This is a genomic window from Hoyosella levis, from assembly GCF_026008515.1.
GTDB classification, from domain to species: Bacteria; Actinomycetota; Actinomycetes; order Mycobacteriales; family Mycobacteriaceae; genus Lolliginicoccus; species Lolliginicoccus levis.
On record NZ_BQYM01000017.1, the window covers coordinates 1 to 19,481 of the forward strand.

Annotated in this window: 20 protein-coding genes; 8 read left to right on the top strand and 12 right to left on the bottom strand. The window is 69.1% G+C overall.

The annotated features are described in order from the left end of the window. Positions 1-169: 169 nt before the first annotated feature. The 5 genes from QC765_RS15550 to QC765_RS15570 are packed head-to-tail and all read right to left on the bottom strand — an operon-like array spanning position 170 to position 3,376. Positions 170-1,408, bottom strand: a complete 1,239-nt coding sequence (locus QC765_RS15550) for a SatS C-terminal domain-containing protein (protein ID WP_278315352.1) — start codon at positions 1,406-1,408, stop codon at positions 170-172. Positions 1,409-1,417: 9 nt separating this feature from the next. After that, a complete protein-coding gene (locus QC765_RS15555) occupies positions 1,418-1,723 on the bottom strand; it encodes a YbaB/EbfC family nucleoid-associated protein (RefSeq protein ID WP_278315353.1) in 306 nt (101 codons plus the stop codon). After that, the gene (locus tag QC765_RS15560; protein WP_278315354.1) at positions 1,720-2,007 is read right to left on the bottom strand and encodes a hypothetical protein; all 288 of its coding nucleotides are present in this window, start codon (positions 2,005-2,007) and stop codon (positions 1,720-1,722) included. The genes QC765_RS15555 and QC765_RS15560 overlap by 4 nt, the downstream gene beginning before the upstream one ends. Next, on the bottom strand, positions 2,004-3,059 hold the full coding sequence (locus QC765_RS15565; RefSeq protein WP_278315355.1) for a C40 family peptidase: 1,056 nt from the start codon (positions 3,057-3,059) through the stop codon (positions 2,004-2,006). Before QC765_RS15565 ends, QC765_RS15560 begins: the two co-directional genes overlap by 4 nt. Then, a complete protein-coding gene (locus QC765_RS15570) occupies positions 3,059-3,376 on the bottom strand; it encodes a type VII secretion target (RefSeq protein WP_278315356.1) in 318 nt (105 codons plus the stop codon). The genes QC765_RS15565 and QC765_RS15570 overlap by 1 nt, the downstream gene beginning before the upstream one ends. 177 nt (positions 3,377-3,553) lie before the next feature. On the opposite strand from QC765_RS15570, the gene upp reads away from it, so the two are divergent. Next, complete coding sequence (upp, locus tag QC765_RS15575; RefSeq protein ID WP_278315357.1) at positions 3,554-4,183, top strand: uracil phosphoribosyltransferase; 630 nt, start codon at positions 3,554-3,556, stop codon at positions 4,181-4,183. Positions 4,184-4,222: 39 nt separating this feature from the next. Here upp and QC765_RS15580 read toward each other — a convergent pair whose 3' ends face one another. The 5 genes from QC765_RS15580 to QC765_RS15600 form a co-directional block, all read right to left on the bottom strand. Continuing rightward, positions 4,223-5,809 (bottom strand): phospho-sugar mutase, encoded by a 1,587-nt coding sequence (locus QC765_RS15580; RefSeq protein WP_278315412.1) that lies wholly within the window; start codon positions 5,807-5,809, stop codon positions 4,223-4,225. A 59-nt stretch (positions 5,810-5,868) separates the two neighbouring features. Continuing rightward, on the bottom strand, positions 5,869-6,699 hold the full coding sequence (locus QC765_RS15585) for a purine-nucleoside phosphorylase (protein WP_373876776.1): 831 nt from the start codon (positions 6,697-6,699) through the stop codon (positions 5,869-5,871). Positions 6,700-6,711: 12 nt separating this feature from the next. After that, positions 6,712-7,593, bottom strand: coding sequence for a universal stress protein (locus tag QC765_RS15590; protein WP_278315359.1), 882 nt, complete (start codon positions 7,591-7,593; stop codon positions 6,712-6,714). A 124-nt stretch (positions 7,594-7,717) separates the two neighbouring features. Beyond that, the gene (locus QC765_RS15595) at positions 7,718-9,427 is read right to left on the bottom strand and encodes a sensor histidine kinase (RefSeq protein ID WP_278315360.1); all 1,710 of its coding nucleotides are present in this window, start codon (positions 9,425-9,427) and stop codon (positions 7,718-7,720) included. Between the two features lie 61 nt (positions 9,428-9,488). After that, on the bottom strand, positions 9,489-10,130 hold the full coding sequence (locus tag QC765_RS15600) for a response regulator transcription factor (protein WP_278315361.1): 642 nt from the start codon (positions 10,128-10,130) through the stop codon (positions 9,489-9,491). Between the two features lie 138 nt (positions 10,131-10,268). On the opposite strand from QC765_RS15600, the gene QC765_RS15605 reads away from it, so the two are divergent. Together QC765_RS15605 and QC765_RS15610 are read left to right on the top strand one after the other, a co-directional pair. Beyond that, entirely contained in the window at positions 10,269-11,153 is an 885-nt protein-coding gene (locus QC765_RS15605; RefSeq protein ID WP_278315362.1) for a universal stress protein, read from the top strand. 6 nt (positions 11,154-11,159) lie between these two features. Continuing rightward, on the top strand, positions 11,160-11,894 hold the full coding sequence (locus QC765_RS15610) for an SDR family oxidoreductase (RefSeq protein WP_278315363.1): 735 nt from the start codon (positions 11,160-11,162) through the stop codon (positions 11,892-11,894). 123 nt (positions 11,895-12,017) lie between these two features. Here QC765_RS15610 and QC765_RS15615 read toward each other — a convergent pair whose 3' ends face one another. Continuing rightward, positions 12,018-12,995, bottom strand: a complete 978-nt coding sequence (locus QC765_RS15615; protein WP_278315364.1) for an Acg family FMN-binding oxidoreductase — start codon at positions 12,993-12,995, stop codon at positions 12,018-12,020. 201 nt (positions 12,996-13,196) lie between these two features. Here QC765_RS15615 and QC765_RS15620 point away from each other — a divergent pair, with 201 nt between their 5' ends. Genes QC765_RS15620 through QC765_RS15640 form a run of 5 tightly spaced genes read left to right on the top strand, consistent with a single transcriptional unit; the run spans position 13,197 to position 18,886 of the window. Then, complete coding sequence (locus QC765_RS15620) at positions 13,197-13,898, top strand: enoyl-CoA hydratase-related protein (RefSeq protein WP_278315365.1); 702 nt, start codon at positions 13,197-13,199, stop codon at positions 13,896-13,898. A 52-nt stretch (positions 13,899-13,950) separates the two neighbouring features. Then, a complete protein-coding gene (locus QC765_RS15625) occupies positions 13,951-15,123 on the top strand; it encodes an amidohydrolase (protein ID WP_373876777.1) in 1,173 nt (390 codons plus the stop codon). Between the two features lie 45 nt (positions 15,124-15,168). After that, positions 15,169-16,218 carry an iron ABC transporter substrate-binding protein gene (locus QC765_RS15630; RefSeq protein WP_278315366.1) on the top strand — a complete coding sequence of 350 codons (1,050 nt, stop codon included), beginning with the start codon at positions 15,169-15,171 and terminating at the stop codon, positions 16,216-16,218. Positions 16,219-16,232: 14 nt separating this feature from the next. Then, positions 16,233-17,834, top strand: a complete 1,602-nt coding sequence (locus tag QC765_RS15635; protein WP_278315367.1) for an ABC transporter permease — start codon at positions 16,233-16,235, stop codon at positions 17,832-17,834. Beyond that, a complete protein-coding gene (locus QC765_RS15640) occupies positions 17,831-18,886 on the top strand; it encodes an ABC transporter ATP-binding protein (protein ID WP_278315368.1) in 1,056 nt (351 codons plus the stop codon). The genes QC765_RS15635 and QC765_RS15640 overlap by 4 nt, the downstream gene beginning before the upstream one ends. A 53-nt stretch (positions 18,887-18,939) precedes the next feature. On the opposite strand, the gene QC765_RS15645 is transcribed toward QC765_RS15640, so the two are convergent. Continuing rightward, entirely contained in the window at positions 18,940-19,410 is a 471-nt protein-coding gene (locus QC765_RS15645) for a gamma-glutamylcyclotransferase family protein (RefSeq protein WP_278315369.1), read from the bottom strand. Positions 19,411-19,481 lie beyond the last annotated feature (71 nt).

Consider the following 19,481-nt stretch of genomic DNA (forward strand, 5'->3'; position numbering starts at 1 on the left):
CTGCCGAGGCCCTCGCTAGGATGTTGTCCGAGGAGCCGGATCCGCCTGGTGTTGCGACGACCGCATGAATCCACCGCAGTGAAGCTGTCGTAATTCGCACACCCGCGGCTCGGGCGTCGCACACCCACGCCACGGGCGCCGAACACCCGCGGTGCCTCGCTCGACGGGGTCACATGATGCGCAGGCGCGCCTCGAGGCCGTGGAGGAGCTCGCGGAACGCTGCTGCCTCGGCATCATGGGGCGCAGAAGGCGCGAGGCGGCTCGGATCGGGCTTGAGCACGTAGGAGACGTACCAGCCGAGCGGGGTGGTCTTGGCCAGCGCGTTCTCGACGGCGTCGTCATCGGCGAAATCGGCAGCGTCGTTGAGCAACTCGACAGCGAGGTCAAGCTGATCCGCATCGACGTGCTTGGGCCCGGAGGCGAGGTCTTCGACAAGGCCGGTGAGCAGGTACGTGTTGTCGTCGATGACAGTGATGTCGAGGGAACCGTCGGTCGCGGCGGTAGCGATCTCGGGGTAGGTGCTGACCTCGGCGAGCTCGTGGTCGTGGGGGTCAGCGAGGTAGCGGGCAAGCGCGCGGGCGGTCCGGAAAGCGAGGATCGTGCCGTCCTTGCCGAGGAAAATGGGAACGTCGTCGAGGTAGCAACGCAGGGTGTAGAACTCGTCGCTCCCGTTGATGATCTTGATGGGGTCGATGCCGACGTGCGTCCAGAAATCGTCCGCCTCGTCCTCGTCGTCCTCTTCATCCTCGTCGAGCGGATCCACGTCGTCGCTGTCCTCGGCAGCGTCGTCGGCCTCGACATCATTCTCGTCGGCCGTGAGCAGCTCGGCCTCGGCGAGCGCCACAGCGGCCTCGTCGACGTCCGGCGTTGTCATCGCCCCATCGATGGCATCGAGCACCGCGTCCCAGCCGTCGACGATGGCCTTGCCGATCTGGGTCCACGCCTTGGCGCCGCTCGAACCGGCGAATGCCGCGTGACCGAGGGAGAGCTTGCCGAGGTCGGGATGCGAGTCGAAAAACTCGATGACGACGTCGAGCTCGCACACATCACCGAGGTTGCGCGCCATGGAGAGGATGTCGTCAAGCTCCGCGACCGTCAATGCATCGGGGGTGCCCGCAGCGAGCTCGGGGACGCCCACGAGGTCGAAGACATGCTCATCCTCGGGCTCGAGCTCAGCGGCGGACAATGCCTTGACGACGTGCCAGGAGGGATGCTCGGCGAGGTCGTGATCGTCGTCGTTGCGGATGAACGCGGCGAGCTCCGCGACCCCGTCGAACACGAAGAAGTCATCGTCACGACCGAGGAAGGCCTGCCACTCGTCGTCGCCCTCGCGCCACTGCGGTGCCCACAGCGTCACGACGTCGCCGTCGGTCAGACCTAGCTCGATGGGGACGATGTCTCCTGTCATGCGCACAGCCTAACCATCGGTCGCGCCGAAAGCACGACCCAGCTCCGCGTAGCGGGCGAGCCGTGATTCAGCGGCTGCCGCCGCAGCCTGGTTGGTGGCCTCGAGGATCAGTTCCGACACCTCGCGCGGGGAACGGCGGGTCACGGCATCAGCGATCTCGAGGCCGACGAGCTTGCCCTGTGCTGATACCTCGGCGACGATCTGGCCCTCCGCGCTCGTGCCGCGCCCACGCAGGGTCGAGAGGCCGGACAGGGCATCGTCGAGCGCGTCCCGCTGGGCCACGGCGCGCTGCAGGATTTCCTCGAAATCGATCACCGGGTGATTCCGATCCTGTCGAGCATGGTGGCGGAGGGCGCTGAGGCGTCGAGCTTGGCGATGTCCGTCGCGGTGGGCAGTCCCATGGCATCGAGGGTGCGCCGGTCGATGCCGAGGGCAGCGAGCTCCTGGCGCGCCTGCAGCCCTCCGATCATCGCTGCCTGGTGGCATTGCCGCAGGATCTCCGCAGCGAGCTGGTCCCCGCCGAGGCGCAGTGCCTGGTGCGCTAGGTCGATGCGGGTGGGCAGCCCGTGGTCATCGGCGCTCATTGCCACCCCGTTCATGCGGTGGGCCTATAGACGCCGTAGAACGCTTGCCCCATGTTGTCGGTGCGGATCGGCGACACGCTCACAGGATTTCCCGCCTCGACCATCTGGCCGTTGCCCAGGGCCATCGCGACGTGGCCGTCCCAGACGACGAGGTCACCAGCCATCGCTTGGTCGACCCCGACCGGGGTGCCGACACCCTGCTCCTGGGCGAGCCGGGGGATCTCGACACCGCTTTCCCGGTAGGCCCACTGGGTGAGGCCGCTGCAGTCGAACCCGGAGCCTGGCGAGGTGCCGCCCCAGACGTACGGGACGCCTTGCTGGCTGAGCGCGTTGCGCACCGCGGCGGCAGCCTCGGGAGTGGGGGCCACGGTGGTGCTCCCGTCGGGCAGCTGGACGGTGGTGCCGCCGGTGGTGCCGTCGAGATCGCTGCTGCCACTGTCGGAGGACAGCGAGACGGAGGCACCGTCCTGGCCCATCGAGGAGCCCAGCGACGGCCCCATCGAGGAGCCCGCGGCACTCATCGCTGAGGAAGTCATCTGTCCCCCTCCGCCCCCGGGCAGAGCAGGCATGCCATTTCCGATCGCGTCGAGGTTCCCGGAGGCCTTGCTGAGCTCGGTGCTCAGCCGGATCACCACATCGATGGCGCGCGAAAGGTGATCAAGAGCTTCCTTGAGCAGGACGAGCTGCCCGAGGGGGTTGCTCAGCAGTGCCTTCGAGCTCTGCAGCACCGTCACGAACGAGGCACCGATCAGGGCGAGATCGCCCACCCCGCGCAGGACCGCCTCGAGCGCGGCGAGCCAGTTGACGCTGAGCTCCTGCCCATCGTGCGCGAGCACATCTGTCGCGGCAGTGATATCCCGCGAGGCGTTCGCGGCGGCATCCGCGGCAATGCCCTGCCAGGCTGGCTCGAGCTGCTTGACCGCGCTCATGCCCGCGTCGCCCACCTGCTGCAGCGTCGTGGCGACCCGGGTGAACTCCGCCACCGGGTCGGCGCCCGGGACGATTCCCGTGCCGAGGGTCGCAGCGAGATCATCAAGCGGCTTCTTCAACAGCATCACATCGATCATCAGGCCATTCCGCCCGTCTGGAGGATGCGGGCAGCGCTATCGGCATCGCCACGCCGATACAGCTCGGCAGCATGGTGCGCGGCGTCGGCACTATGGGCGCATGCCGCGCTCGTGGCCGTGGCATTGTGCCGGAAACGCTCCTGCGCGGAGGCGTAGGCGGCGAGGAACCCCGCCCCGATCGGCCCGAGCGCGCTCGTCGCCAGCTCTGGCTTCAAGGCCGCGACGGCATCGGCGAGCCCGGCGATCTCCTCCGACTGCAGCGCTAGCCGCCGACCGAACTCATCGATGCCAGCGGGGTCCGCGGTAATCCCGGTCATGGCGCATCACCTCTCTCTAGCTACGCCAGGCGGGCGCGCTGATCGCATATTGGTCGCTACAAGAAACATGGACGCATCGAGGGACCCGTTTGGTTCCCATTGGGCCGAAAAAGTTCAGATCTGCTTTCTGGCCGTCAGGACTAGCGCCACGAGTGGGAGCGGATAGGCTCGCTAGTCATGGAGACACGGGTCGTCGATCATCCTCTGGCCGCAGTCCGGCTCACGACGCTGCGCGATGCCCGCAGCGACCGCGCGGTGTTCCGGTCGGCGCTGCGCGAGCTCACCCAGATGCTTATCTATGAGGCCATGCGCGGAGCCCCCACCGAATTGTTCGATGTGGAGACCCCGGTGGCGACGGCGAGCGGCGCGAGGCTGGCCGCGCCACCGCTGCTCGTGCCGGTGCTGCGGGCCGGGCTGGGCATGGTCGACCAGGCCAGCATGATGGTTCCCGAGGCGCAGACCGGCTTCGTGGGCATGGCGCGCGATGAGCACACGCACGAGCCGCGCCCCTACCTCGAGGCACTGCCGGCGGATCTCGCTGGCCTGCCCGTGTTCGTGCTCGACCCGATGCTGGCGACTGGTGGCTCGCTGCTGCACACGCTGGAGCTGCTCGTCCAGCGGGGGGCCACCGATATCACTGCGGTGTGCGTGGTGTGCGCGCCGGAAGGGCTCCGAGCTCTGGAGAAGTCGGGCTACCCAGTGCGCGTGGTCACCGCCGCCGTCGATGACCGGCTCAATGATGATGCGTTCATCGTGCCCGGGCTCGGTGATGCTGGGGATCGCCAATTCGGGCCGCGCAATATCTAGCCAGCCCGGCCCGACTCACCCGAATCCTGCCCCGCCCAGCTAGAGCGCGCGGGCGAACTCGCGGCCGTGCTCCAGTATCTTCTCCGCCCGCGCGCGAGCACCTTCGAGGTCGCCGCCAACGACATCAGCGACGGCCTGCAGGTAGCACTTGAGCTTCGGTTCGGTGCCGGAGGGGCGCACGACGATGCGCAGGTGATCGGTGCGGAGCACCACCGCATCGGTGCGGCGCTGCCCGCGCGCGGCATGCAGATCCTCGACGGTGACGGGCTCGCCGCCTAGATGCTCGGGCAGCGCCTCGCGCAGTCGTTGCATGGCCGCGGTGATCTCATCAAGGTCGTCGAAGCGGCGGGACACCTGGTCAGTGACGTGCACGCCATGCTCGATCGCAAGCCGGTCAAGCTCGCCGAGCAGGCTGCGTGACCGCTGCTTGAGGCGCGCGACGAGATCGCACACCGCGACGGCGGCAGCGATGCCGTCCTTGTCGCGGACGTGGGCGGGATCCACGCACAGACCAATCGCTTCCTCGTAGGCGAACACGAGCCCCTGCCCGGCACGGACGAGCCATTTGAAGCCGGTGAGAGTCTCGGCGTAGCGGGCACCGTGGGCAGCGGCGATGCGCCCCAGCATGCTCGACGAGACGATGGTGGTGGCGACGAGCCGGTCGCCGCTGGTCGCGGCGAGGATGTCGTCGCCGAGCAGCACCCCGGCCTCGTCCCCGCGCAGCATCCGCCACCCAGAAGGGCCGGGCACGCCCACCGCGCACCGGTCGGCATCCGGGTCGAGCGCGATCGCCACATCCGCGTCGACGTCGCGGGCGAGGTCGAGGAGCAGATCAGTGGCGCCGGGCTCCTCGGGGTTGGGGAAGGCGACGGTGGGGAAGGCGGGGTCGGGAGCGAACTGTTGCTCGACCACGTGCACATCGGTGAAGCCCGCGCGGCGCAGCGCTTCCACTGCGATCTCGCCCCCCACGCCATGCAGGGGAGTCAACGCGATGCGCGCATCCCGGGAGGCGCCGCGCGGCAACGCGGCGACCGTCGCGAGGTACTGCTCGATGAGCTCGGCCCCGGCCGGCTCGACTGCGCTTCGCGGCACCGAGCGGGCTGGCCCGATCCGCGCGATGGCGGCCTCGATCTCCCGGTCGGCGGGGGAGACGAGCTGCGCGCCGCCGTCCAGATAGAGCTTGTAGCCATTGTCCGCGGGCGGGTTGTGGGAGGCCGTGATCTGCACGGCAGCGGCAGCCCCGGTGGCGCGGCAGGCATGCGCGAGCACAGGGGTGGGCAGCGCGCCGGGAAGCAGGGTCACGGCGAAGCCCGCGGCAGCGAAAACCTCGGCAGTGGCGCGGGCGAACTCCGCGGAGCCGTGGCGGGCATCACGGCCGACGATGATGCGGGAACCGCCGAGGCAGCGGTCGTGCAGCCAGGTGGCCACGCCCGCGGTGGTACGGGTGACCACGGCAACGTTCATCCCGTTGGGGCCGGCCCGCACTGGGCCGCGCAATCCGGCGGTGCCGAAAGCGAGGGGCGCGGAGAAGCGGTCCGCGAGCTCGGCCGCGGGAAGGCCCGCTAGCTCGGTGCGCGTCGCGGGGTCGGGGTCATCGTCGATCCAGCGCGCCACGGCCTCCTGCAAGACCGGCGGCGCGGTCCCGGGCGGTTGGGTCCCGGGCGGCTCGGTCCCCGGCGGTTCGATCACAGTCGCGTGACCAGCTTGTGCAGGAGGGTGCCCATGCGTTGCGCGGACGCGCGACCAGCATCGAGGACTTCCTGGTGGTCGAGCGGCTCGCCGGTGATGCCGGCGGCAAGGTTGGTCACCAGCGAGATGCCGAGCACCTCGGCACCCTCGGCACGCGCGGCGATGGTCTCGTGCACCGTCGACATGCCCACGAGGTCCGCGCCCAGGGTGCGCAGCATCCGGATCTCGGCGGGGGTCTCGAAGTGTGGCCCGGGCATTCCCGCGTAGACGCCGTCCTCGAGGCCCGGCTCGATCTCCCGGGCGATGGAGCGCAAGCGGGGGGAGTAGGCATCCACGAGGTCCACGAATTGCGAACCGACCAGCGGGGAGCGGCCGGTGAGGTTGATGTGGTCGCTGATGAGGACGGGCTGGCCTACCGCCATGCCGTCGCGCAGCCCCCCGGCCGCGTTGGTCAGGATGATGGTGCGCGCCCCGGCCGCGCAAGCCGTGCGGACCGCATGCGCCACGGTGGACAGGGGATGCCCCTCGTAGGCGTGCGCGCGGCCCAGCATCACCAGCACGTGGGTGCCCTCGACGTCGAACGAGCGGATCTCGCCGCCATGCCCCGCCGCGGTGGGCTCGGCGAACCCCGGCAGCTCGGGCATCGGGATCGTCGCGGTGGGAGCGCCCAGGACGGAGACCGCGGGCGCCCATCCCGAGCCCAGCACTACCGCGATGGGGTGCTCGGCGATGCCGGTGCGCGCCGCTATGGCGTTGGCGGCGGAGCGGGCGACGACGTGTGGGCTGTCGATGTTTCGCACGTCCACCACCCTAGCGGCGATCAACACGTGCTGTGGTGCCTACCGGGCGAGGGGAACGATCATCAGGGGGCATTGCACGCTATGGGTGAGCGCGCGGGAGGTGGAGCCGAGCATCATGGTGGCGAACCCGCCCCGGCCGCGGCTGCCGACCACGACCAGCCCGGCGGCGGCCGAGAGGTCGGTGAGGTAGCGGACGGGGCGGTCCTTGACGACGAGGCGGCGCACCTCCACGTCGGGGTACTGCTCGCCGAGGCCGGCGAGGGACTCGGCGAGGCGTGCCTCCTCCTCGCTGATCAGGTCCTCCCAGGGCAGGCCCTGGTGCAGGGAGAGGCTCTTGGGAAGGGCTGTGTCGCTCCAGGCATGGACGGCGATGAGCTCGGCGCCGCGCAGCGATGCCTCCTGGAACGCGGTCTCCACGGCGGGGCGGTTCTGCTCGGATCCGTCGACGCCCACGACCACGGGGGCGGCGGGAGTGGTGTCCCATCCGGCGGGGAGCTCCTGGACGATGACCATGGTGGAGTGCACGTGCTGGATCACGGATTGCGTGACCGAGCCGATCAGGCTGGCGCGGAACGCGGAGATGCCGCGGGACCCCATGACCAGCATGTGGGCGTTCTTCGACTCGGTGATGAGGTCCACGTGCGCGTATCCGGTGAGTACCTCGCTGTCGATGTCGGTGCAGCCGCTTTCCTTGGCGGTGCGCGTCGCGTCAGCGAGGCGGGCCTCGGCGTGCTGGGTGGCCTCGGCGATGTAGGTGGAAGGGATGGCAAAGTCGCCCCAGTACTGCGGCGGCCCGTCGAGAGCGGTCACGATGCGCAGGGGCAGCTTGCGCAGGAGGGATTCGCGCGCGGCCCAGCGGACGGCGTTGGTGGCGCTAGTGGATCCGTCGATGCCGACGATGATGGGCTGGCGAGCAGGCATGGCCGTGGTCCTTCCGTGCGGTTACCGGGGTACTTCTCCAGGATTCCGCTAGGGCGGGCCGCGCGGTAGGGCCACACGTCACTGGCAAGCAGGTGACCTATGACACTTAGTGTGGGCCCGCTCGTCAGTCCGGGAGCGGGACGGACCAGTGGATCGTGGTGCCGCGGCCGGGCACGGAGGCAGTCGTGCAGGTGCCGCCGCATTCGAGCGCGCGCGCCTCGAGGTTGGCCAGCCCGCTGCGGCGGCCGGTATCGCGGATGCCGGTACCGTCATCGCTGATGGTGAGCTCGAGATCGTCGGCCACGCTGACCTTGATGCTCACGCTCGAGGCCCCCGAGTGCCGCACCGCATTGGTCACGGCCTCACGAATAACGGCGATCGCATGATTGGCAAGGTTCTCCCCGACCACCGAGGCTGGCCCGGAGACGTTGAGGGTGTGGGTGATCTCGGAGGCGTGGGTGACCTCGGAGACGACGTCATGAATGCGATGACGCAGCGTGGTGGTGGGGGTGCCGGCGCGGGAATGCAGGTCGAAGATCGCGGTGCGGATGTCCTGGATGATCTCGTGCAGGTCGTCGACGAGGAGATTGAGGCGATCGCGAACCTCGGGGCTCTTGGTGCGGGGCAGGGTGCCCTGCAGGCTCAGCCCGGCGGCGAAGAGCCGCTGGATGACGTTGTCGTGCAGGTCCCGGGCGATGCGGTCGCGGTCGGATAGGACGGACAGCTCGCGCCGCTCCTTCTGCGCGACAGCAAGGGTGAGCGCGAGCGCGGCGTGGTCGGCGAACGACGCCATCATCGAGATGTGGCGTTCCTCGAATGACGTCTTGTCCTCGCCGCGCATCATCACCAGCACGCCACTAACGTTGCCGCCGGTGCGCAGGGGCACGACGATCGCCGGCCCGGGCCGCGCATCGGGCGTCTTGAGTGAGGGATGGGAGAAGCGGTCGCTGCTCAGAGGGTTCTGCTCGACGAATGCCCGTGCGGGCAGCGAGCCGTCGATCGGGATGGACCGTTGCAGCGCGCCAGTCGATCCGGCGCCGGAGGCAACCGCGACGATCAAGGAATCCGTGTCCTCGAGAGGGAGGTCCGGGTCGTGGGGAATGGCGAGGAACGCGTGATCGGCATGCGTCAGGTCCCGGGCAAGGTCAGCCACGAGCTGCAGCGTGTGCGAGGGGTCGGAGCCGCCGAGGAGGTCGTTGCTGATCTCGTTGAGCGCCTCGAGCCAGCGCAGCCGGTCGCGGGATTCCTCGTAGAGGCGGGCATTCTCGATAGCGATGCCCGCAGCGGACGCGAGGAGCTGCACGATGATCTCGTCATCGTGGGAGAACTGGCCACCGTTCTCCTTCTCCGTGAGGTAGAGATTGCCGAACACCCGGTCCCGGATGCGGATCGGCACTCCGAGGAAGGAACTCATCGGCGGATGATGCTCGGGGAACCCCACCGAGGCCGGATGCCCCGATAGGTCCGCGAGGCGGATCACCTGCGGATCGTCGAAGAGCAGGCCAAGGATGCCCAGGCCCTCCGGGAGGTGGCCGATGCGGGCGGCGTCGGTGTCGCTGATGCCCTCGTAGATGAAGCGGGACAGCTTGGTGCCCGGCCCGCGGATGCCGAGCGCCCCGTAGCGTGCCCCGGTCAGCCGGATGCCCACGGTCACGACCCGATGGAGGGTGTCCTCGAGCCGGAGCCCGGTGGATACCTCGAGCATCGCCTCGAGAAGGCCCTCGAGGTGGTCGCGCGCCCGGCTCAGGTTGTCGAGCTGATCGCGCAGATCGCTGATCACCCCACCCGGGGGAGGGGTGCCGCGGCGATCTCGGTTCGACGGAGAATGGTTCACGATGCGATGCTTCCGGTCCTTTGTTGGTCGGCGGCAGCCAGTGGTGGCCAGCCGCGGCGGGCTAGGGCTGCTGGGGCTTCTTCAGGCGCGTGGCGAGCACCGCTGCCTGCGTCCGGCGCTCGACACCGAGCTTCGCGAGCAAGCGCGACACATAGTTCTTGACTGTCTTCTCCGCCAGGAACATCCGCTCGGCTATCTGCCGGTTCGTGAGGCCTTCCCCGAGCAGCCCGAGCAGGACCAGTTCTTGCTCGGTGAGCGTCGGGAACGGGCTCGCATCCTGAACGCCGTCCCGCAAGCGGGACATCAGCGCCGCTGCCGCGCGATTATCGAGCAGCGACTTGCCCTCGGCGACATCGGTGATCGCCTTGGTGAGATCCATGCCCCGGATGTCCTTGATGACGTAGCCGGCCGCACCGGCGAGGATCGCATCGACCATCGCTTGCTCATCGGTGAACGACGTCAGGATCAAGCACTTCAAGCCAGGATCGGCTGACTTGAGGTCGCGGCACAGCTCGATCCCGTTGCCGTCCGGCAGCCGCACATCGAGCACCACCACATCTGGCCGGGCCGCGGGGATCCGCGCGAGGGCCTGGGCGCACGAGCCGGCCTCGCCCACCACATCGAGCTCGGGATCCGCGCTGATCAGGTCAACAAGCCCGCGCCGGACGACCTCATGGTCATCGACCAGGAACACTGTATGCATCGTGGCTCCTCACACCCGGTGTCACTCATCGTAACGTGGGACCATTGGCCGATAATGAGGGTTCCAAAGCCCCTCGGAATTCACTCATGGATGCAGTGTCATGGAGATATGGCCGCTGCGGTAACGAAAGGCACACGGATGAACCAGCCCGACCCGAAGGCGCGCACCTCCAGCGGAGGTAGTGCCCCCCGTCGCGCGCCCATCGCGGTTGTCGTCGATGGCAGCGCCGAATGCCATGCCGCGATCGCCTGGTCAGCACGGGAAGCGGCGATGCACGGCACCGGCATCCAGCTGATCCACGTCCGGGGAGCCGTGCGAAACCGCTCCGGCAAGGCGGCATTCGCCGATGCGCGTGCCGTCCTCTCGGCCATTCCTGGTGGCACGAGCGTCGAGGCCACCGAGCTCGCGGTCGGCGGGCTGCTCGGCTCGGGATTCGTGCCCGTCACCGCCCGTGCGCACATGCTGGTGATCGCTGCGGGATCCACCCAGGGCAAGCGCACCAGGGTCGGAACCCCCTATCCGGCGCTGCTCGCGGCGAAGGCACTGTGCCCGGTGGTGGTCATTCCGCGCGAGGTGACCGACGGGGAGCATGTCGTCGTGGGCGTCGACGGTACCGAGAGCAGCGAGGATGCCATCGCGGTGGCATTCGAGGAGGCCGCGGGCCGGGGGGTGGCGCTCAAGGCCGTGCACACCTGGAACGATTTCCAGCTCAGTACTGCCATCGCCCATGACACCAACCTGCCCTGGGATGCGGTGGAGACCGGCGAGAAGGTCGTGCTCTCCGAGCGGCTCGCGGGCTGGCGGTCCCGGTTCCCCGACGTGCCAGTCATCGAGATCGTGACGAAGGACAGCCCCGCGCGGCAGCTCGCGCACCAGTCGCGCGGCGCAGCGCTCCTCGTCATCGGCAGTCACGGGCGCGGGCCCATCTCGGGGCTCGTGTTCCGCTCCACCAGTGAATCACTCATGTATGCGTCCCGCTGCCCCCTCGTGGTGGTGCGGAAGGGACTGCGCAAGGAAAGGTAGGCCGCCATGTCCGCGACAGCACGTGTAGCAATCATCACCGGGGCAGCCCGGGGGATCGGCGCAGCGACAGCCGAAGCCCTGCACGCCGCAGGGATGCACGTGCTCATCGCGGACGTGCTGGACGACGAGGCGCGGCAGCTCGTCGCCCAGCTCGGCGACCGTGCCGACCAGGTCCACCTCGATGTGCGGGATGAGCAGCAGTGGCGAGACGCGGCCAGCCTCGCGGCCAGCAGGGGCCAGCTCGCCGCCCTCGTCAACAACGCGGGGATCCTGCGCTTCGGGGCCATCGAGGAGCAATCCGTCGAGGACTTCCGGCTCGTTCTTGATGTGAACCTCATCGGCGCCTGGCTGGGCATCCGTGCCTGCGCGGCGCAGTTGCGCGCGAGCAAGGGCGTCATCGTCAACATCTCGTCCACCGCGGGCCTCGCGGGCTACTCCGGCATTGGTGCGTACGTGGCCAGCAAATGGGCACTTCGCGGGCTCACCAAGACCGCCGCGCTCGAGCTCGCGGGGAGTGGCGTGCGGGCCTGCAGCATCCATCCCGGGCCCATTCGCACGCCGATGACCGCCGGGTTCGATGACACGATGGTCGCCGACCAGCCCATACCGAGGTTCGGGGAGCCCCGCGAGGTCGCCGACATGGTGGACTTCCTCATCCACCGGGCCACCTACTCCACGGGCACGGAGTTCGTCGTCGACGGCGGCGCGCTCACCGGCACCATGCTTGCCCCGCCAGAGTAGGGGCGGCGGGGTAGCGCCGTGCAGGGATTCGCCTATGAGGCTCAACTAGAAGCGGGCAATCCGGACAGGTGGCGTTGAGTTTTGTAGGCCGTTTCAGTCGCCGCCGTTTCAGCCGCCGCCGTTTCAGCCCTGCAGGATCTCGTCGAGCGGGCGGCGACCGGTCTCGGGCGGCATCGCGGTATCGAGGCGCTCGCCGATGCGCATGACGACCTGCGGGTAGCGGTACATCTCGTCCGCGCTCGCCGTGGCCTCCCGGACGAGCGCGCGGCTCTCCTCGAGCTCGGTGACATGCGTTATCGGGCAGGAGCCAAGGCGCTCGGTCGTGGCGGTGAGCAGCATCGCGGACATGGCCTCGCCGCAGCGCAACCAGTCCTCGGCGGAATCGCCGCTGGTGCTCAGCACGAACAGCGCGGCCTGGTCGTCATGCCCGTGATCGCTGGTGAGCGTGCCCGCGGGGAAGTCCCGGCCCGACGGCACGGTCGGCTTGGTGCCGCTCGAGACCAGCGCGGAGCGGGGCACGCCCTCGAACAGCCGGTAGTGGCCGCTCCACCAGGACAGCTCGCGCTGGTACTGCTCGTCGTGGAGGCGCTGGGCGATGGCCACCTCGGAGGCGCGGCGGAACGCGTCCTTGCCGGTGCTGGTGATCGCTACGGCGGAGACATTGTCGTCGTGGTACGAGCTGCGAAGCTGCTCGATGGCCTCGGTGCTGAGCGCGCCGAGGGGCCGGCGGTCGCTGCGCCGCTCGAGGATCGCCTTGGCCAGCGCACGGTTCTTCTCGTCCACGTAGCGCGCGCGGGCGACGCTGACCGTGGCGAGGTGCTGCGGATCCTCGGGGTCCGGCATGCGGTCGATGGTGGTGTCGTAGCCCGAGTCGTGCAGGCTGACGCAGAGCTGGTGCAGCATGGCGCCACAGCTGATGATCATCTGCCGACCGGTGGGATCGGCCACCTGCATCTGCCGCTCGGGATCGGCGAACAGGTCGAGGTGGTCGCCGCGCAGCGTCCACGACCACGGTTGCGTATTGTGCACGGACGGAGCCCGGGAAGCTGCCGCGACGGAGTTGCGAATGATCCGTTCCTGGATGGACTGCTCATCGGTCATGGCCCGACCTCGCTCGTTGCTCGTGGTGCCAGTGCTGGTGATGCCAGCAATCGTGTTGCCACGGTGTGCATGGCTCTCCACCATCCTCGCGCTGCGCGCGTGACTCCGATAGTGCCACTTGGTGCGGGGCGCCGGGGCCAGAAGTCCCAAAAGCGAGGTGACCGATGCGCCCGGCCGGGCCGGGCGGTTTAAGCTCAGGGAATGCCATATCTGTCACGCGAGGGTGAAGTGTTCGTCCTGTACCTCGGCAACGAGGGCGAGGACGACAATGAGAGCCGGTTCCATCCGGACTGGATGGACGCCGTGCACGCGCGGCTCGACGAGGTCGAGGCGTCGGAGGGGCCGGCCGCGCTAGTGGTGACCGCGACCGGCAAGTTCTTCAGCAACGGGCTCGATGTGGAGTGGATCTTCGGCAACCTCGACGGGCTGCCCGAATATCTTGATCGCTCGCACACCATCTTCTCCCGGCTGCTGGCCTTCCCGATGCCGACGGTCGCCGCGATCAGCGGTCACGCCTTCGGTGCCGGGGCGATGCTCGCGATGTCCACCGACTTCCAGGTGATGCGCTCCGACCGTGGCTTCTTCTGCCTGCCCGAGGTGGACCTCGGCATGCCGTTCACCGTCGGCATGAGCGCGCTGCTCAATAGCCGGCTGCCGAAGCAGGCCGCGATCGAGGCGATGACCACCGGTCGCCGCTATGGTGGCGCTGATGCGCTAGCGTCCGGGATCGTCCAGGCGGCGTTGCCCGGCGAGGAAGTGCTGCCCACCGCGATCGAGCGGGCAGCCAGCCTTATTGCGAAGCGGGGCCCGAACCTCGGCAGCATCAAGCGCAGCATCCATGGCGCGTTGCTCGGGGACCTGGCCATCACTACCCGCGAGACCGGCTTCTCGTTCGGCCAGTAGCCGCGCTGTCGCGGCACGGGAGGAAGCAGCAAGCAAGCGAGGGAGAGCAGGGATGCCCGTGTGGGGCCATATCGAGCAGTGGCTGGCGAGTCATCGGGCGCAGATCGTCCAGTGGCGCCGCCACCTGCACCGGCATCCCGAGCTAGCCCGCGCCGAGCACCGCACCACTGAGTTCCTCGAGGAGAAGCTCCGGGCGGCGGGCCTCGCTCCCGTGCGGTTCCCCGGCGGCACCGGCCTGCTGCTCGACATGGGGCCCGCGGACGCGGACGGGCGCAGGCTGACGATCCGCGCGGACATCGACGCGCTGCCGATGCAGGAGCGCACCAACGCTGAGTACGCCTCGACCATCCCCGGCGTTTCCCACATGTGCGGCCACGACGCGCACGCGACGATCCTCCTGGCGACCGCGCTGGCGCTAGCGACCGTGCCGGAGCTGCCCCGGGGCGTGCGGATGATCTTCCAGCCCGCGGAGGAGGTCATGCCCGGCGGGGCGCTCGACGTGATCGCGTCCGGCGCGATGGAAGGGGTGTCGCGGATCTTCGCGCTGCACTGCGACCCTCGTCTCGAGGTGGGGCGCATCGGCATCCGAACGGGCGCCGTCACCTCGGCCGCGGACTTCGTGGAGATCGGTTTCTCCTCGGCGGGCGGGCACACCTCGCGCCCCCACCTGACCACTGATCTGGTCTATGCCATGGGCCTGGTGATCACCAGCGTTCCCGCGCTGCTCACCCGGCGGGTCGATCCCCGGACCTCCACGGTAATGGCCTGGGGCGCCGCGCACGCCGGGGATGCCGCCAACGCGCTGCCCCGCGAAGGGGTGCTGCGGGGCACCATCCGCACCGGGGACCACGCCACCTGGGCCCTGCTGGAGCCGTTGGTGCGGGAGATCATCACCTCGGTCATCGCGCCCACCGGTGTGGAACTAGAGATCCGGTACCGGCGCGGTGTGCCCCCGGTGGTCAATGATGCTGCCTCGACGGCGATGCTGCGCCGCGCCACCGAGCGAATCGGTCCCGGTGCGGCCGCGCCCACCGAGCAATCCGGTGGGGGAGAGGATTTCTCCTGGTACCTCGAGCATGCGCCGGGCGCCATGGCGCGGCTCGGCGTGTGGTCGGGCGCGGGTCCGCAGTCCGACTTGCATCAACCGACGTTCGACATCGATGAGCGGGCCCTCGAGAATGGCGTGCGACTGCTCGCGGGCCTCGTGCTCGACACGAATGGTTAGGATAGCCTAGTCGCAATTGTTCGATTCGAATCATGAGGAGCACGGGTGATCACTCGCAAGCGCATGCTCGCAGCCATGGCCGCCATCGCGGTCGCCGCACCGATCGCGGCCTGCGGCTCCGAGGACACCACCGCGACCAACGAGGGCGGCAGCCCCGACACCGCCACGCTCGTGATGTACTCCGGGCGCGGCGAGGGCCTCGTTGGTGACCTCATCCCCACGATCGAGGATCTCGCCGACGTCTCCATCGAGGTGCGCTACGGCAGCACCTCCGAGCTCGCCGCGCAGATCCTCGAGGAGGGCGACCGCTCGCCCGCCGATGTCTTCTTCGCGCAGGATGCTGGTGCGCTCGGTGCCGTAGCGAGCGCGGGGCTGCTCGCCCCCCTCGCGCCCGAGACCCTGGGCCTCGTTCCCGACGAGTACCAGGCCGCCGACGGGAACTGGGTCGCCACTTCCGGCCGTGCCCGCGTGATCGTCCATGACACCGAGGCCGTCGACGCCGCGGACGTGCCCGACACAATCGACGCCGTGGTTGATCCGCGCTGGCGCGGCAAGGTCGGGTTCGCGCCCACCAACGCATCCTGGCAGGCATTCGTCACCGCGCTGCGCGTCTCCCGCGGCGAGGACGGGGCTCGGGAATGGCTCGAGGCATTCCGCGACAACGAGCCCGTCCGCTACGACAACAACATCTCCGTCCTCAACGCCGTCGAGGAGGGCCAGGTCGAGCTTGGCCTGATCAACCACTACTACTGGTACCGGCTCGCGCGGGACAAGGGTGCCGAGAACATGCGTTCCGCGGTGAACTACCTCGCCCCCGGCGACGAGGGCGCCCTCGTGAACATTGCCGGAGCCGGCATCCTCGTCAGCTCCGAGCAGCAGGAGGCTGCCGAGCGCGTCATTCGGGCAATGCTGTCTGTCGACGCCCAGCAGTACTTCCTCGACGAGACCGCCGAGTATCCCGTGGTCGAAGCGCTCGAGGTCACCGACGAGGGACGCCCCCAGCTCGATGAGCTCCAGGGCCCCGACATCGACCTCTCCGAGCTCGAGTCCCTCGAGCAGACGCAGCAGCTCCTCACCGAGGTCGGCCTGCTCTGAGCCGGAAGCCCAGCATGAGCCAGCGCGGTCGCCCCCTGCTCGGGGCGGCCGCGCTGGCCATAGCCGCTCTCGCCACGACCCCGCTGCTCTATCTCATCGTGCGTGCCCTCGAGCGGGGGCCCATGGTCGTGCGGGAGGTCCTTGAGCGGCCACGCACCCTAGAGCTCTTCTGGCGCAGCAGCATCCTCGCCCTCACGGTGACTGTTGCCTGCATCATCCTCGGCTCCCTGCTGGCGTGGATCGTGGTGCGCACCAACCTGCGCGGGCGCCGGATGCTCGGCGTCCTGTTCACCCTTCCCCTGGCTATCCCGTCGTACGTCCTGGGATTCCTCTGGGTAGCGGAGCTGCCGCAGCTCACTGGCTTCATCGGTGCCGCCACGGTCCTGACGATCGCGAGCTACCCGTATGTATTCCTGCCCGTAGCAGCGGCCCTCGCTGCCGCCGACCCCGCGGGCGAGGAAGTGGCCCAGACCCTCGGGCGCTCCCGCGTGCGCGCGGTCCTCTCCATCACCACCCGGCAGGTCTGGCCCGCCGCCACCGCCGGGGGCCTGCTCGTCGCGCTCTACACGCTCAGTGACTTCGGTGCTGTCGCGCTCATGCGGTACGACGCCTTTACCGTCGCGATCTTCATGAGCTACCAGGGCTCCTTCGATCGCACTCCGGCTGCGATCCTTGGCCTCATCCTCGCTGCGGCGGCCATCCTCCTGACCATCGCGGAACGTCGCGCCCGCCGCGGGTTCGCCGCGCGCATCGCCACCGGAGCGCCGCGCGTGCCCCGGCCCTTCGTGCTTGGCCCGCTCGTTCTCCCGGTCTACCTGCTTTCCGGCATCGTGATCGCCGTGGGCGTCCTCCTGCCCTTCGCCGCCCTCGGGCGCTGGATGCTCCGCAGCCAGCGGGTATCCGTGACCTGGAGCGAGATCTGGTCCGCCACCGCCTCCACCATCCAGGTGGCCGGCCTCGCAGCGCTCGCCACCACGCTCGTCGCCATCCCGATCGGGCTGCTCGCCGCGCGCTCCCGCTCCCTCGCCGCCCGCACGGCCGAGTCCGTCTCCTACATCGGCTTCGCGCTGCCCGGCATCACCGTCGGTCTTGCCGTGGTCTTCCTCGGAATACGCGCGCTGCCCCAGTTCTACCAGCAGATCCCCATGCTGATCATCGCCTACATGGTGCTGTTCCTGCCGCTAGCGGTCGGCGCCATCCGCTCTGCCATCGAGGCCATCCCGGAATCACTCGAGGACGTCTCCGCCACCCTCGGCGAGCCGCGCTGGCGCACGAGCGCCCGCGTCATCCTGCCGCTCGCGCTGCCCGGCACCGCGGCCGGAGCGGCGCTGGTGTTCCTCGCTGTCGCCAAGGAGCTGCCCGCCACCCTCATGCTCCGCCCGACCACTGTTGACACCCTCGCCACGGGACTGTGGTCCCACACCGCCGACCTCGCCTACGGGGCAGCAGCGCCCTACGCCGTCGCTCTCATCCTCGTCGCCGCGCTGCCCGCGCTGCTGCTCGGCAATGTCATGGGCTGGCGCTCCACCACCCCCCGCCTGCCCCTCGCCGGCGAGTCCGACGGTCCTGAAGAGACCACATCACCTGCCGCAACGAAGGAGAGCGCCCGCGCATGAACGCACGCCCCAGCGCGCTCGGTATCAACGGCCTGGTCGCCGGCTACGGCCGCCATCAGGTTCTCGACGACATCACCCTCGCCATCCAACCCGGCGAGCTGCTTGCCGTGCTCGGCCCATCCGGATGCGGCAAGACCACCTTGCTCCGGTCCATCGCCGGGCTCCACCGCATCAGCAGGGGCAGCATCGCTATCGGCGAGCACACCGTCGCGCGCGATTCAACCGTGCACATCGCGCCCGAGCGGCGCCGCGTCGGCCTCGTCCCGCAGGAAGGCGCACTGTTCCCGCACCTCACGGTTGGCGCCAACGTCGGCTACGGTCTTCGCCGCGGCACTACCCGGGCCCAGCGCGCGGCCGCCACCGAGACCCTCCTCGACCTCGTGGGATTGCCCGGCTACGGCAAGGCCAGGCCAGCGCAGCTCTCGGGCGGCCAGCAGCAGCGCATCGCCCTAGCCCGCGCGCTCGCTCCCACCCCGGCCATCGTGTTGCTCGACGAGCCATTCAGTGCTCTCGACGCCGGGCTGCGCGCCACTTTGCGCGCGGATGTCCGGGCACTGCTGCATGAGCGCCGCATTACCTCGGTGCTCGTCACCCATGACCAGGACGAGGCCCTCGGCATGGCGGACCGCGTTGCCGTCATGCTCGGTGGCCAGGTCGCCCAGATAGGCACCCCCGAGGAGATCTACCACACGCCCGCCACGCTCGAGGTCGGCCAGTTCGTCGGCGATTCCATCACTGTTCCCGCCGATCCCGGCACGGCGCCCGACGGATGGGCCCGAACCCCCCTCGGCGCCATCCCGATCCTCAATGGCGCGACCTCGCCCGGCACCGCGCTGATCCGCCCCGAGCAGATCGACATCACACCCGCTCTCGCCGCCAGCGACTACCGCGTCTCGGATGTGCGCTTCACCGGGCCAGCCACCATCATCACCGTCACCAGCGCGGACGGCACCACTCGGGTGCGCTCGTTCACCCCGGGCGACAAGCGCCTCCGGCTCGGCGACCCGGTGGACATCCATGTCACCGCCGCGGTCCCCGTGTTCCCGGGCTAGCTGGCTCGTGCTCCGGGGACGCTGCTAGTCGAATGCCGGACCAGGCCCGACGCTCAGTCAAATGTCGGACCAGGCCCGACGTTGCGGCTCGCTCGCAATCGCAAAGCATGAACATAGACCTCGGGCGCGCCCGCTTTCTCCGCCGCATCAGCCATCACACCGATGTACCGCGCTGACGGCAAGCCACCTTCATAGGCATCGAGCACATACAGCCACGCCAGCGTCGAGCCGCCACTCTTGAGGTCGACCCGCACCCGCAGCTTGCGATGAATGCCCATCTCGGTGCCTTCCCACCGGTCAAGGCTCACCTCATCCTCGGGCGTGACGTCGTACAGCACCACGAATACCCGGGAGCCTGGCTCCTCCACGACCGTGGCGAGCGCGCCCTCCCAGCCGATATCGTCACCGCCGAAGGTCAGGCGCCACCCATCGAGCCACCCCGTGCCGGACATCGGCGAATGGGGAGCGCGAGCAAGCATCTGTTCCGGATCCATGTTCGACCCGTAAGCGGCATACAAAGGCACAGCAGAACCCCACGTCTTTCTCGTCGCACGGCGATATCACTTGCCTCCATCTTCCCCGATACAGCCACCCA